A 13,425-nucleotide genomic window follows, 5' to 3' on the forward strand; every position below is an offset into this window, starting at 1 on the left:
TACTTGCAACACTTAATGCAGACACAGCGCTCCTTACTCCCTTTGCATTCAACCCCTTAACGAAGTTGGAAAGCTTCTTGCACAAAGGGGATCGAGACGCCGTCTGGCGTCAAAAGATTGGATGTGCGGAGCGATGCTTCGCGAAAGGGGTAGGGGAGTAGCAGTGGATCGTACGCAACTGATCGGCAATGTCCGCAGTAACCTGATCGGCATGGGCCGTGGCAACCTCGGGGTGCCGCTGCTGGTGCTGGTGATGCTGGGCATGATGACCCTGCCGGTGCCGCCGTTCCTGCTGGACGTCTTCTTCACCTTCAACATCGCCCTGTCCATCGTCGTCCTGCTGGTGTCCGTGTACGCCTTGCGCCCGCTGGACTTCGCCGTCTTCCCCACCATCCTGCTGGTAGCGACCCTGTTGCGCCTGGCGCTGAACGTCGCATCCACCCGCGTGGTGCTGCTCCACGGCCAGGACGGCCACGATGCCGCCGGCAAGGTGATCCAGGCCTTTGGCGATGTGGTGGTGGGCGGCAACTACGTGGTTGGTGCCGTGGTCTTCGCGATCCTGATGATCATCAACTTCGTGGTGGTCACCAAGGGTGCCGGACGTATCTCCGAAGTGAGCGCGCGTTTCACCCTGGACGCCATGCCCGGCAAGCAGATGGCCATCGATGCCGACCTCAACGCTGGCCTCATCGACCAGGCCGAGGCCAAGAAGCGCCGTTCCGAGGTTTCCCAGGAAGCCGACTTCTACGGCTCCATGGACGGTGCGAGCAAGTTCGTACGCGGCGACGCCATCGCCGGCCTGCTGATCCTCTTCATCAACCTCATCGGCGGCATGGCCATCGGCATGCTGCAGCATGGCCTGAGCTTCAGCGACGCCGGCCGCATCTACTCGCTGCTGACCATCGGCGATGGCCTGGTGGCGCAGATTCCGTCGCTGCTGCTGTCCACCGCGGCGGCCATCATGGTGACCCGCGTGTCCTCGTCCGAAGACATGGGGCAGCAGGTCAATCGCCAGATGTTCGCCTCGCCCAAGGCGCTGGCGGTGTCCGCCACCATCCTCATTGCGATGGGCCTGGTGCCGGGCATGCCGCATGTCTCCTTCATCGGCCTGGGCCTCGTGGCCGCCGGTGGTGCCTGGTGGATCTGGCATCGGCAGAAGCAGGTCAAGGAGCAGGCGGTGCAGGAGGAGCAGCGTCAGCAGGAATTGCTGCCGGCTCAACGTGCGCAGGAAACCAAGGAGCTCGGCTGGGACGACGTGACCCCGGTGGACCTCGTCGGCCTGGAAGTGGGCTACCGCCTGATTCCGCTGGTGGACCGTAACCAGGGCGGCCAGTTGCTGGCGCGGATCAAGGGCGTACGCAAGAAGCTGTCCCAGGAGATGGGCTTCCTGATGCCCTCGGTGCATATCCGCGACAACCTCGACCTGCTGCCCAACGCCTATCGCTTGACGCTGATGGGCGTCAGCGTGGCCGAGGCGGAGGTCTATCCGGACCGCGAACTGGCGATCAACCCCGGCCAGGTGTTCGGCACCCTCAATGGCGTCGCCGCCAAGGATCCGGCGTTCGGGCTGGAGGCGGTGTGGATCGACGCCAGCCAACGTGATCAGGCGCAGTCGCTCGGCTACACCGTGGTCGATGCCGGCACCGTGGTTGCCACTCACCTGAATCAAGTGCTGCACAAGCACGCCCACGAGTTGCTCGGCCATGAAGAAGTCCAGCAGCTGATGCAGAACCTGGCCAAGAGTTCGCCACGCCTGGCCGAAGAACTGGTGCCGGGCATGGTGTCGCTGTCGACCCTGCTCAAGGTGCTCCAGGCCCTGCTGCAGGAGCAGGTGCCGGTACGTGACATCCGCACCATCGCCGAAGCCATCGCGAACATTGCACCGAAGAGTCAAGATCCCGCCGCGCTGGTCGCGGCGGTCCGTGTCTCGCTGGCGCGCGCAATCGTGCAAAGCATTGTGGGACTAGAGCCGGAGCTGCCTGTGATCACTCTGGAGCCCAGGTTGGAACAGATATTGCTGAATAGCCTGCAGAAGGCCGGACAAGGTTCGGAAGATGGCGTTCTCCTCGAACCCGGAATGGCCGAGAAGCTGCAACGTTCCCTGGTGGAAGCGGCGCAGCGCCAGGAAATGCTCGGCAAGCAGGCGATCCTGCTGGTGGCCGGACCGATCCGGGCGATGATGTCGCGCTTCGCAAGGCTCGCCGTGCCAACCATGCACGTACTGGCCTACCAGGAAATACCGGACAACAAGCAGGTCACCATAGTTGCGACTGTGGGGCAGAACTAACCGAGGTCAACGGCCATGCAGGTCAAACGTTTCTTCGCCGCCGATATGCGTCAAGCCATGAAGCTGGTGCGTGATGAACTGGGCGCGGATGCCGCCATCATCGGTAACCGCCGTGTCGCCGGCGGTGTCGAGCTGACCGCGGCGCTGGACTACCCGATGCCGGCAGCGGCCCCGAGCAGGCCGAACCCGGCCCTCGAGGCGGAACTGCGCAAGACCCAGGCGCGCATCGCCGAAGCCCAGGCTGAGCTGACCACCCGTGCCCAGGCCGACGCCGGCAAGGACCGTCAATTGTTCGCCGGGGAACCCCTGACCGCCATCGAGTCGGAGTTGCCGGAATCCGCCCTGGCTGCCGCCATGAATCGTCCTCGCGCGGTACCCCGTGCGGTGGAGCCCGTCAGCGCGCCCAAGCCCGCTGCCGTGGATCAGGCTGCCCTGGATGCCATGCGCTTCGAACTGAGCGGCCTGCGTGAACTGATCGAAGTGCAACTCGGCTCCATCGCCTGGGGCCAGATGCAGAGCCGCCGCCCGCAGCAGGCCAGCCTCTGGCGCCGCTTGCAGCGCATGGGCCTGCCGGCTGAACTGGCCCGCGCCCTGCTGGACAAGGTGGCCAAGGTCAGCGAGCCGCGCCAGGCCTGGCGCATGCTGCTGGCGCACCTGGCCCACGCCATTCGCACGCCGCAGATCGAACCGATGGAAGAGGGTGGCGTGATCGCCCTGGTCGGTCCGGCCGGCATGGGCAAGACCACCACCCTGGCCAAGATGGCTGCCCGCTACGTGCTCAAGTACGGCGCGCAAAACGTCGCCCTGGTGAGCATGGACAGCTTCCGCATCGGCGCCCAGGAGCAGATCAAGACCCTGGGCCGAATCCTTAATGTGCCGGTGACCCTGGTCGATCCGGGCCAGTCCCTGACCCAGGCCATTGCGCCCCTGGCCCGCAAGCGCGTGGTGCTGATCGATACCGCCGGTCTGCCGGTCAATGATCCGGCCCTGACCATGCAGCTCGAAGCGCTGGCCAGCCGGGCGATAAACGCGAAGAATTACCTGGTGATGGCGGCCACCAGCCAGAGCCAGGTGCTCAAGGCTGCGTATCACAGTTACAAGCGTTGCGGCCTGGTCGGTTGCATCATTACCAAGGCGGACGAAGCGGCCAGCCTGGGCGAGGTTTTGGGACTGGCTATCGGCCAGCATCTCCCGGTAGCCTATCTGGCCGACGGCCCGCGAATCCCGGATGATCTGCAGGTTCCGCGCAGCCACCAGTTGGTGAGTCGTGCGGTCAGCCTCCAGGCTCCGGAGGACCCGAGTGAAGAAGCCATGGCCGATTTGTTCGCCGGGCTTTACCAGAATCCGGCGCGACGCGCCGGTTGAAGAATTGTGAGCCGCTCCGCGTGGGGCGGTGCTGGACCGCCAAACTGGCCCCTAAGGCAAGGTATTTGAAATGGGTAGTATGCATCCCGTACAGGTGATCGCGGTGACCGGCGGCAAGGGCGGCGTTGGCAAGACCAACGTGTCCGTCAACCTCTCGCTGGCCCTGGCCGATCTCGGCCGCCGCGTCATGTTGTTGGACGCCGACCTCGGCCTGGCCAACGTCGACGTCCTGCTCGGCCTTACCGCCAAGCGCACCCTGGCCGATGTGATCAATGGCGAATGCGACCTGCGCGACGTGCTGTTGCAGGGGCCGGGGGGCATTCGCATCGTCCCGGCCGCCTCCGGCACCCAGAGCATGGTGCAGCTTTCGCCCATGCAGCACGCCGGCCTGATCCAGGCATTCAGCGAGATCAGCGACAACCTCGATGTGCTGGTGATCGACACCGCCGCCGGCATCGGCGATTCGGTGGTCAGCTTCGTCCGTGCCGCCCAGGAAGTGATAGTGGTGGTCTGCGACGAACCGACCTCCATCACCGACGCCTACGCGCTGATCAAACTGCTCAACCGCGACTACGGCATGAGCCGCTTCCGCGTGCTGGCCAACATGGCCCACAGCCCGCAGGAAGGGCGCAACCTGTTCGCCAAGCTGACCAAGGTTACCGATCGCTTCCTCGATGTCGCCCTGCAGTATGTGGGCGCCGTCCCCTATGACGAATCGGTGCGCAAGGCCGTGCAGAAGCAACGCGCGGTCTATGAAGCCTTCCCGCGCTCGAAGTGCTCGCTGGCGTTCAAGGCCATCGCACAGAAGGTCGACAGCTGGCCGCTGCCGGCCAACCCGCGGGGCCACCTGGAGTTCTTCGTCGAGCGGCTGGTCCGGCAGCCGTCCACGGAAACCCCTGTATGACACCCGCCACGGGGCTGCGTATGTACGGCAAGGCACAGGCAAGGGATTCGCAACATCAGTTGATTGAACGCTACGCCCCCCTGGTCAAGCGCATCGCCTATCACCTGCTCGCGCGCCTTCCGGCCAGCGTTCAGGTGGAAGACCTCATGCAGTCCGGGATGATCGGACTGCTCGAAGCCTCGAAGAAATACGATGGCAGCAAGGGTGCCAGTTTCGAAACCTACGCCGGCATCCGCATTCGCGGGGCCATGCTCGACGAGGTCCGCAAGGGCGACTGGGCACCGCGTTCGGTGCACCGCAACACGCGCATGGTGAGTGACGCGATCCGCACCATCGAGGCCCGAACAGGTCGCGACGCTAAAGATCAGGAAGTTGCTGCCGAACTTGGATTGAGTCTCGAAGACTACTACGGCATCCTGAGCGACACCTTGGGCAGCCGCCTGTTCAGCTTCGACGACCTGTTGCAGGACGGCGAGCAGGGCGGTGTGCACGAGGACGCCGGTGTCACCCAATTCTCGCCTTCCCATGATCTGGAAGAAGACCGTTTCCAGGCCGCGCTGGCTGATGCCATCGCGAACCTGCCGGAGCGTGAGCGCCTGGTGCTGGCGCTGTATTACGACGAAGAACTGAACTTGAAGGAAATCGGTGAAGTGCTGGGGGTCAGCGAATCACGCGTCAGCCAGTTGCATAGCCAGTGTGCGGCACGCCTGCGCGCACGGCTGGGCGAGTGGCGCGCGCGCTGAACGGTACACCGCTTTCAGATTTGGATGGCGTCCCCGGCAAGAGGGGCGTTTGAGACTGTACGGAGGTCGACTTGGACAAGAACATGAAAATCCTCATCGTTGATGATTTCTCGACGATGAGACGCATCATCAAGAACCTCTTGCGCGACTTGGGATTCACCAATACCGCCGAAGCGGACGACGGCACCACCGCCCTGCCGATGCTGCACAGCGGCAACTTCGACTTCCTCGTGACCGACTGGAACATGCCCGGCATGACCGGTATCGACCTGCTGCGCGCGGTACGCGCCGATGAGCGCCTGAAACACCTGCCGGTGCTGATGGTGACTGCCGAGGCCAAGCGCGACCAGATCATCGAAGCGGCCCAGGCCGGTGTGAACGGCTATGTGGTCAAGCCTTTCACTGCCCAGGTGCTGAAAGAAAAAATCGAGAAGATCTTCGAGCGGGTCAACGGCTGAATGTCAGCCGCGAGGGCACCATGGACCAGAAAGAACACCTGCTGGGAGACTTCGAGTCGACCCTGAAAGACCGTGCGCGGGAACTGGTGGACAGCCTCGAAAAAGGCAACTTCACCGACGCCGTACAACTCATCCACGAACTCAATCACGTCCGTGATCGCGGCCTCTACCAGGAAGTCGGCAAGCTCACGCGTGAGCTGCACAACGCCATCGTCAACTTCCAGATCGACCCGCACCTGCCCCATGCCAAGGAGATGTCGCAGATCGCCGATGCGACCGACCGACTTTCCTATGTGGTGCAGATGACCGAAAAGGCCGCCAACCGCACCATGGACCTGGTGGAGGAAAGCGCGCCGCTGCTCAACGGCCTGAGCGACGAAGCCCAGCAGCTGGGTGAGGAATGGGGCCGCTTCATGCGTCGGGAAATCGGCGCGGACGGATTCCGTGACCTGGCCCGCCGCATCGAGCAGTTCCTCGGACGCAGCCAGCGTGACACCGATGCGCTGTCCGGGAAGCTCAACGACATCCTGCTGGCACAGGACTACCAGGACCTCACCGGCCAGGTGATCAAGCGCGTCACCCAACTGGTCACCGAAGTGGAGAGCAACCTGGTCAAGCTGGTGATGATGGCCAGCCAGGTCGATCGCTACGCCGGCATCGAGCACGACCACGCGGCGCTACGCGCAGAGCTGGAACAACAAAAAAATCCTTCCAGGGGTGAAGGTCCGCAGATCCATGCCGATATACGTGAGGACGTGGTGTCCGGACAGGACGACGTCGACGATCTGCTATCCAGCCTTGGGTTTTAGGGAGCACTCCGCTTATGAGCTTCGACGCCGATGAAGAAATCCTCCAGGACTTCCTGGTAGAGGCCGGCGAGATTCTGGAGCAATTGTCCGAGCAGCTGGTCGAGCTGGAAAGCCGCCCGGACGACATGGACCTGCTCAACGCGATTTTCCGTGGTTTCCATACCGTGAAAGGTGGCGCTGGCTTCCTCCAGCTCAACGCTCTGGTGGAGTGCTGCCATATCGCCGAAAACGTCTTCGACATCCTGCGCAAGGGCGAACGCCGCGTGGATGCCGAGCTGATGGACGTGGTGCTGCAGGCGCTGGACACGGTGAATGAAATGTTCCGCGAAGTGCGTGAGCGCAGTGAACCGACGCCCGCAACTCCGGCACTGCTGGCTGCCTTGTCGCGCCTGGCCGAACCTGCCGGTGAGCCCGTGGCCGCTGCTCCGGTGATCGCGGAGTCGGCTCCCGTCCAGGCGAACACCGATATCACCGACAGCGAGTTCGAGCAGTTGCTCGACGCACTGGGCGATAACGCCGGTGGCGCCGCCGAGCCCGTCGCTGCCAATGCCGATGAAATCACCGACGACGAATTCGAAGCACTGCTCGACCAACTGCACGGCAAAGGCAAGTTTGTGGCTGTAGCGGAGCCGGAAACCGCCGTGGCAGCCAGCGCTCCGGTGAGCGCCCTGGTCACCGCTGGCGGTGGCGATGAAATCTCCGACGACGAGTTCGAGGACCTGCTCGACCAGTTGCATGGCAAGGGCAAGTTCAATGGCGCCACTGAAGTGGCAGCTATCGTCCCGCCCGCACCCGCCGTGCCGGACGCCCCGGTCGCCGGCGGTGGTGAGAACATCACCGACGACGAATTCGAAGCGCTGCTCGACCAGTTGCACGGCAAGGGCAAGTTCAACGGCGCCAGCGAAGAGCCGGTCGCCGTTGCCGCTGTCAGCCGTCCCGCACCCGTTGTGGCCCCGGCTCCGGCTGCCAGGCCCGCCGCCAAGGCAGAGCCGGCCCCGGCGCCCCGTCAGCCCGCCGCCCCCGCAGCCGCAGCCGCAGCCGCTGGCAATGGTGCTGCCGGCCCGGCTGTGGTCAGCGAAGCGGAAACCACCGTTCGGGTGGATACCGCGCGCCTCGACGAAATCATGAACATGGTTGGCGAGCTGGTGCTGGTGCGTAACCGTCTGGTACGCCTGGGTTCCAACAGCGGCGACGAGTCCATGGCCAAGGCCGTGTCCAACCTGGACGTGGTCACTGCCGACCTGCAGACCGCCGTGATGAAAACGCGGATGCAGCCGATCAAGAAAGTCTTCGGCCGTTTCCCGCGCCTGGTTCGTGACCTGGCGCGAAACCTGAAGAAGGAAATCAACCTCGAGCTGGTGGGCGAGGAAACCGACCTGGACAAGAACCTGGTGGAGGCCCTGGCCGATCCGCTGGTCCACCTGGTTCGCAACGCCGTCGACCACGGTATCGAATCGCCCGACGAGCGCGAGGCCGCTGGCAAGCCGCGCACCGGCCGGGTTGTCCTCTCTGCCGAACAGGAAGGCGACCACATCCTCCTGATGATCACCGACGACGGCAAGGGCATGGATGCAGCCGTGCTGCGTGCCAAGGCGGTGGAGAAAGGGCTGCTGGACAAGGATGCCGCCGAACGCCTGACCGAACTGGAGTGCTACAACCTGATCTTCGCCCCGGGCTTCTCGACCAAGACCGAGATTTCCGATGTGTCCGGCCGCGGCGTCGGCATGGATGTGGTGAAGACCAAGATCTCCCAGCTCAACGGCACGGTGAACGTGTTCTCGCAGAAAGGCGCGGGCTCGAAGATCGTCATCAAGGTCCCGCTGACCCTGGCGATCATGCCGACGCTGATGGTGATGCTGGGCAACCAGGCCTTCGCCTTCCCGCTGGTCAACGTCAACGAGATCTTCCACCTCGACCTGTCCCGCACCAATGTGGTGGACGGGCAGGAAGTGGTGATCGTCCGCGACAAGGCACTGCCGCTCTTCTATCTCAAGCGCTGGCTGGTACGCGATGCAGCGGTCGAGGAGCAAGGGGAGGGCCATGTTGTGATCCTCTCCGTGGGCACCCAGCGCATCGGCTTCGTGGTCGACCAGTTGGTAGGCCAGGAAGAGGTGGTGATCAAGCCGCTTGGCAAGATGCTCCAGGGAACGCCAGGCATGTCCGGTGCCACCATCACCGGTGACGGCCGTATCGCACTGATCCTCGACGTGCCGAGCATGCTCAAGCATTACGCACGCCGTGGTTGATCTGGGGCGGCCAGGACTGGCCGCCCGCTAGGAGCTTTTTTCTTATGGCAGTCAAGGTTCTGGTGGTGGATGACTCCGGGTTCTTCCGCCGCCGTGTCTCGGAAATCCTTTCTTCCGACCCCAATATCCAGGTGGTGGGCACTGCCACCAATGGCCGCGAAGCCATTGACCAGGCGCTGGCGCTCAAGCCCGATGTCATCACCATGGACTACGAGATGCCGATGATGGACGGCATCACCGCAGTGCGGCACATCATGCAGCGCTGCCCGACGCCGGTCCTGATGTTTTCCTCGCTGACCCACGAAGGTGCCCGCGTTACCCTCGACGCCCTGGATGCCGGCGCGGTGGATTTCCTGCCGAAGAATTTCGAGGACATCTCGCGCACCCCCGAAAAGGTCAAGCAACTGCTCTGCGAGAAGGTGCACAGCATCGCGCGGAGCAACCGCCGCTACAGCAGCTTCAGCGCCTCGGCGCATGCGACGACGCATTCGTCGCCGACCCCGACTGCCAGCACGCCGGTGCGTCCAGCCCATGCCCCGGTGCAGCCGAGCCATGCTGCACCTGCGGCTCCGGCTGTTCATGCTGCCCCAAAGCGTAAGGCCTACCGGCTGGTGGCGATCGGCACCTCCACCGGCGGGCCGGTTGCCCTGCAACGCGTGCTCACCCAACTGCCGGCCAATTTCCCGGCGCCGCTGGTGCTGGTCCAGCACATGCCGGCGGCCTTCACCAAGGCCTTCGCCGAGCGCCTGGACAAGCTCTGCCGGATTACCGTCAAGGAAGCCGAGGATGGCGACGTGCTGCGTCCCGGCCTGGCACTGTTGGCCCCTGGCGGCAAGCAGATGATGATCGACACCCGGGGCGTGGTCCGCATCCTGCCCGGTGACGAGCGCCTCAACTACAAGCCCTGCGTGGACATCACCTTCGGCTCGGCGGCCAAGTCCTACAATGACAAGGTCCTGGCGGTGGTGCTGACCGGCATGGGTGCCGATGGCCGTGAAGGCGCGCGCCTGCTGAAGCAGGGCGGCAGCCAGGTCTGGGCCCAGGACGAAGCCAGCTGCGTGATCTACGGCATGCCCATGGCGGTGGTGAAGGCCAATCTGGCCGATGCCGTGTATGGCCTGGACGATATCGGCCGTCACCTGGTCGAGGCGTGCATGTGATGGAGATACCCAGGTAATGGATGTACTGAGCCTCATCGGGGTAATCCTGGCCTTCGTCGCCATCATTGGCGGCAACTACCTCGAAGGCGGTCACGCCGCGGCCCTGCTCAATGGACCCGCGGCGCTCATCGTTCTGGGCGGCACCCTGGGCGCGGCATTCCTGCAGACGCCCATGAGCATCTTCAAGCGTTCGCTGGTCATCTTCCGCTGGATTCTCTTCCCACCCCAGGTGGACCTCGCCGGTGGAATCACCCGCGTGGTGAACTGGAGCATGACCGCGCGCAAGGAGGGTCTGCTGGGCCTGGAGCCGGTCGCCGACAGCGAACCCGATCCCTTCGCTCGCAAGGGCCTGCAACTGCTGGTGGACGGTGCCGAGCCGGAATCCATCCGCAGCATCCTCGAGGTCGATCTCTTCACCCAGGAGGGACGGGACCTGCAAGCGGCCAAGGTGTTCGAGAGCATGGGGGGTTACGCGCCGACCATCGGCATCATCGGTGCCGTCATGGGCCTGATCCACGTGATGGGCAACCTGGCCGATCCCAGCCAGCTGGGGGGCGGCATCGCGGTAGCCTTCGTCGCCACCATCTACGGCGTCGGCTTCGCCAACCTGCTGCTTCTGCCGATCGGCAACAAGCTGAAATCCATCGCCATACGCCAATCGCGTTACCGCGAAATGCTGCTGGAAGGCATTCTCTCCATCGCCGAAGGCGAGAACCCTCGATCGATCGAACTCAAGCTGCAAGGCTTCATGGATTGAGGAACGGAGCATGGCGCGCAGGCGGCATCAGGAAGAGCATGAGAATCACGAACGCTGGCTGGTGTCCTACGCGGACTTCATCACCCTGCTGTTCGCCTTCTTCGTGGTGATGTACTCCATCTCCTCGATCAACGAAGGCAAGTACAAGATCCTGTCGGAAACCCTGGTTGGCGTGTTCAACCAGCCGGACCGTTCGATCAAGCCGATTCCGGTGGGCGAGGAGAAGCCGCGCACCACCGAACCCGACCGCAGCATGGTGGAGGAGAGCGAGCGCAGCCAGACCTCCATCGACGATCCGGGTGCCGATCCGCTGCAGGAGATCGCCCAGAGCGTGCGCGATGCCTTCGGCGACCTGATCAAGTCCGAACAGCTGAACGTGCGCGGCAACGAACTCTGGGTGGAGATCGAGATGAACTCCAGCCTGCTGTTCCCCAGCGGCGATGCCGTCCCTAATGACGTCGCCTTCACCCTGATCGAGAAGGTTGCCAGGATTCTGGCGCCCTACGACAACCCGGTACACGTCGAAGGTTTCACCGACAACCTGCCCATCGCCACCTCGCAGTTCCCGTCCAACTGGGAGCTGTCCACGGCGCGCGCCGCCAGCATCGTGCGCATGCTCGCCATGGACGGACTGGCACCGCGCCGGCTGGCAGCGGTGGGCTATGGCGAGTTCCAGCCAGTCGCGGATAACGCTACGGCTGAAGGGCGGGCGCGCAATCGGCGCGTGGTGCTGGTGATTTCCCGAAACCTCGATGTGCGCCGTAGTGTCAGCGGCGTCGGTAGCGCCAATGCCAAGCCGGATGCCGCACTGCAGAGGGCTGGCACGCAACCTGCACCAGCAGCCCCAGCACAGGCCCCGGCAGCGGGTGCCGTCAATTCCCCGTCACCTGCTCCCTAGGGCAGGTTGAGAGTCTCGGTGCATCAGCGCAGCCGGGAGGATGAAGAAGATGAGAGTCTGGGCAGTAGCCAACCAAAAAGGTGGAGTCGGCAAGACCACCACATCCATCGCCCTGGCGGGCCTGCTGGCTGATGCCGGCAAGCGTGTCGTGGTGGTTGACCTCGACCCCCACGGGTCGATGACCAGCTATTTCGGGCATGACCCGGACACGCTGGAACACAGCTGCTTCGACCTGTTCCTGAACCAGGGGGGCGTACCCGACGGTCTGCCGCGCGAGCTGCTGCTGCAGACCAGCCACGAACGCATTTCCCTGCTGCCATCCAGCACGGCGCTTGCGACCCTCGAGCGCCAGTCGCCCGGGCAGAATGGCCTCGGCCTGGTGATCGCCAAGAGCCTGGCGCAACTCTGGCAGCAGTTCGACCACGCCATCATCGACAGCCCGCCGCTGCTCGGCGTGCTGATGGTCAACGCTCTGGCGGCCAGCCAGCAGTTGGTGATCCCGGTGCAGACCGAGTTCCTTGCGGTGAAGGGGCTGGAGCGCATGGTCAGCACGCTCTCCATGGTCAACCGCTCGCGCAAGCAGGCGCTGCCCTACACCATCGTGCCGACGCTGTTCGACCGCCGCACCCAGGCATCGCTCAATACCCTCAAAGTGCTGCGCAACAACTACCCGGAAACCCTCTGGCAGGCTTACATTCCGGTGGATACCCGTCTGCGGGATGCCAGCCGCGCCGGCGTCACACCGTCGCAGTACGATGGCAACAGCCGGGGCGTGATCGCCTACCGGGCGTTGCTCAAGCACCTGCTCAACCAGCAACTGGCCGCCCAGGTGGCCTGATGCGTTGCAATGTCGACCGCTGGAACTCAAGTGAAGTGCGCCGCCTGCCGATAGGCTCTACAGATCAATCCCGTGGGTTTCCAACATGAGTCGTCCCCTCGCCACCGCCACCCGCCCGCAACTGGCCCTGCAGTCTTACCTGGATGCGCTGCTGCATGAGGCTTCGGTCGAGCTGGCCGAAAGCATCAGCCGGGAAGAGTTCGAAGCCGCGGTGCTGGAAGAGCAGGTACGTGATGCTCGCCTGACTCAGGTGCTGGAAGCTGCGCCCGAGCCCGTGGCGGCTCCGGTCCTGGTTGTATCCGAGCCGGAAGTCGAGCCGCTGCTGGTCCTGGAGCCCGAAGCCTTCATGCCGGCTGCGGTCGAGGCCGAGTCGGAGCCCGTGCTGGCGCGCGTTGAACCGCTGGTGGAGCTCGGTATGCCGGGCACGCTCCAGTCCGATGTTCCCGCGCTCGTCGCCGGAGGGCGTCCTGCATGGGGCGAGGAACCCTTCGAGTGCCTGCTGTTCGATGTTGCCGGCCTGACGCTGGCCGTTCCGTTGGTGTCCCTTGGCTCCATCTACCCGCTGGCCGGGCAGGAGCTGACCCCGTTGTTCGGGCAGCCGGACTGGTTCCTCGGCATACTGCCGTGCCAGGCGGGGAACCTGAAGGTGCTGGATACCGCGCGCTGGGTCATGCCCGAACGCTACCGCGACGATTTCCGCGAGGGGCTGCAGTACGTGATTTCGGTGCAGGGCTATGAGTGGGGGCTGGCGGTTCATCAGGTCAGCCGCTCCATCCGCCTGGACCCGAACGAAATCAAATGGCGCAGCCAGCGTAGCCAGCGGCCCTGGTTGGCCGGTACCGTGATCGAACACATGTGTGCGCTGCTGGACGTCTCGGCCCTCGCCGAGCTGATCGCCAGCGGCGCCATCAAGCACATGACGCTGAATTGAGAAGTGGCTCCGTGCCGTACGGAGCGCCA

The 13,425-nt window shown here is 64.1% G+C and carries 12 protein-coding genes; all 12 read left to right on the plus strand.

What is annotated here, in order from left to right:
- The first annotated feature begins 163 nt into the window (after nt 1–163).
- The 12 genes from flhA (at nt 164) to DM872_RS17390 (ending at nt 13,396) form a co-directional block, all read left to right on the plus strand.
- Entirely contained in the window at nt 164–2,287 is a 2,124-nt protein-coding gene (gene flhA, locus DM872_RS17335) for a flagellar biosynthesis protein FlhA (RefSeq protein WP_077521927.1), read from the plus strand.
- A 15-nt stretch (nt 2,288–2,302) separates the two neighbouring features.
- Nucleotides 2,303–3,652, plus strand: coding sequence for a flagellar biosynthesis protein FlhF (gene flhF, locus DM872_RS17340; protein ID WP_179060635.1), 1,350 nt, complete (start codon nt 2,303–2,305; stop codon nt 3,650–3,652).
- A 70-nt stretch (nt 3,653–3,722) separates the two neighbouring features.
- Nucleotides 3,723–4,556, plus strand: coding sequence for a flagellar synthesis regulator FleN (gene fleN, locus DM872_RS17345; protein WP_179060636.1), 834 nt, complete (start codon nt 3,723–3,725; stop codon nt 4,554–4,556).
- The gene (fliA, locus tag DM872_RS17350) at nt 4,553–5,299 is read left to right on the plus strand and encodes an RNA polymerase sigma factor FliA (RefSeq protein ID WP_028626565.1); all 747 of its coding nucleotides are present in this window, start codon (nt 4,553–4,555) and stop codon (nt 5,297–5,299) included. The genes fleN and fliA overlap by 4 nt, the downstream gene beginning before the upstream one ends.
- A gap of 83 nt (nt 5,300–5,382) precedes the next feature.
- The gene (locus tag DM872_RS17355; RefSeq protein ID WP_003083073.1) at nt 5,383–5,757 is read left to right on the plus strand and encodes a chemotaxis response regulator CheY; all 375 of its coding nucleotides are present in this window, start codon (nt 5,383–5,385) and stop codon (nt 5,755–5,757) included.
- A gap of 20 nt (nt 5,758–5,777) precedes the next feature.
- Nucleotides 5,778–6,566, plus strand: coding sequence for a protein phosphatase CheZ (locus DM872_RS17360; RefSeq protein WP_179060637.1), 789 nt, complete (start codon nt 5,778–5,780; stop codon nt 6,564–6,566).
- A gap of 14 nt (nt 6,567–6,580) precedes the next feature.
- On the plus strand, nt 6,581–8,812 hold the full coding sequence (locus DM872_RS17365) for a chemotaxis protein CheA (protein WP_179060638.1): 2,232 nt from the start codon (nt 6,581–6,583) through the stop codon (nt 8,810–8,812).
- Between the two features lie 44 nt (nt 8,813–8,856).
- Nucleotides 8,857–9,972, plus strand: a complete 1,116-nt coding sequence (locus DM872_RS17370; RefSeq protein WP_179060639.1) for a protein-glutamate methylesterase/protein-glutamine glutaminase — start codon at nt 8,857–8,859, stop codon at nt 9,970–9,972.
- A gap of 16 nt (nt 9,973–9,988) precedes the next feature.
- Complete coding sequence (locus DM872_RS17375) at nt 9,989–10,729, plus strand: flagellar motor protein (protein ID WP_077521941.1); 741 nt, start codon at nt 9,989–9,991, stop codon at nt 10,727–10,729.
- 10 nt (nt 10,730–10,739) lie between these two features.
- The gene (gene motD, locus DM872_RS17380) at nt 10,740–11,627 is read left to right on the plus strand and encodes a flagellar motor protein MotD (protein ID WP_179060640.1); all 888 of its coding nucleotides are present in this window, start codon (nt 10,740–10,742) and stop codon (nt 11,625–11,627) included.
- 49 nt (nt 11,628–11,676) lie between these two features.
- Complete coding sequence (locus DM872_RS17385; protein WP_077521945.1) at nt 11,677–12,465, plus strand: ParA family protein; 789 nt, start codon at nt 11,677–11,679, stop codon at nt 12,463–12,465.
- 85 nt (nt 12,466–12,550) lie between these two features.
- The gene (locus DM872_RS17390) at nt 12,551–13,396 is read left to right on the plus strand and encodes a CheW domain-containing protein (protein ID WP_179060641.1); all 846 of its coding nucleotides are present in this window, start codon (nt 12,551–12,553) and stop codon (nt 13,394–13,396) included.
- The last annotated feature ends 29 nt before the right edge of the window (nt 13,397–13,425 follow it).

It is taken from the genome of Pseudomonas taiwanensis, from assembly GCF_013393345.1.
Lineage (GTDB): Bacteria > Pseudomonadota > Gammaproteobacteria > Pseudomonadales > Pseudomonadaceae > Metapseudomonas > Metapseudomonas resinovorans_C.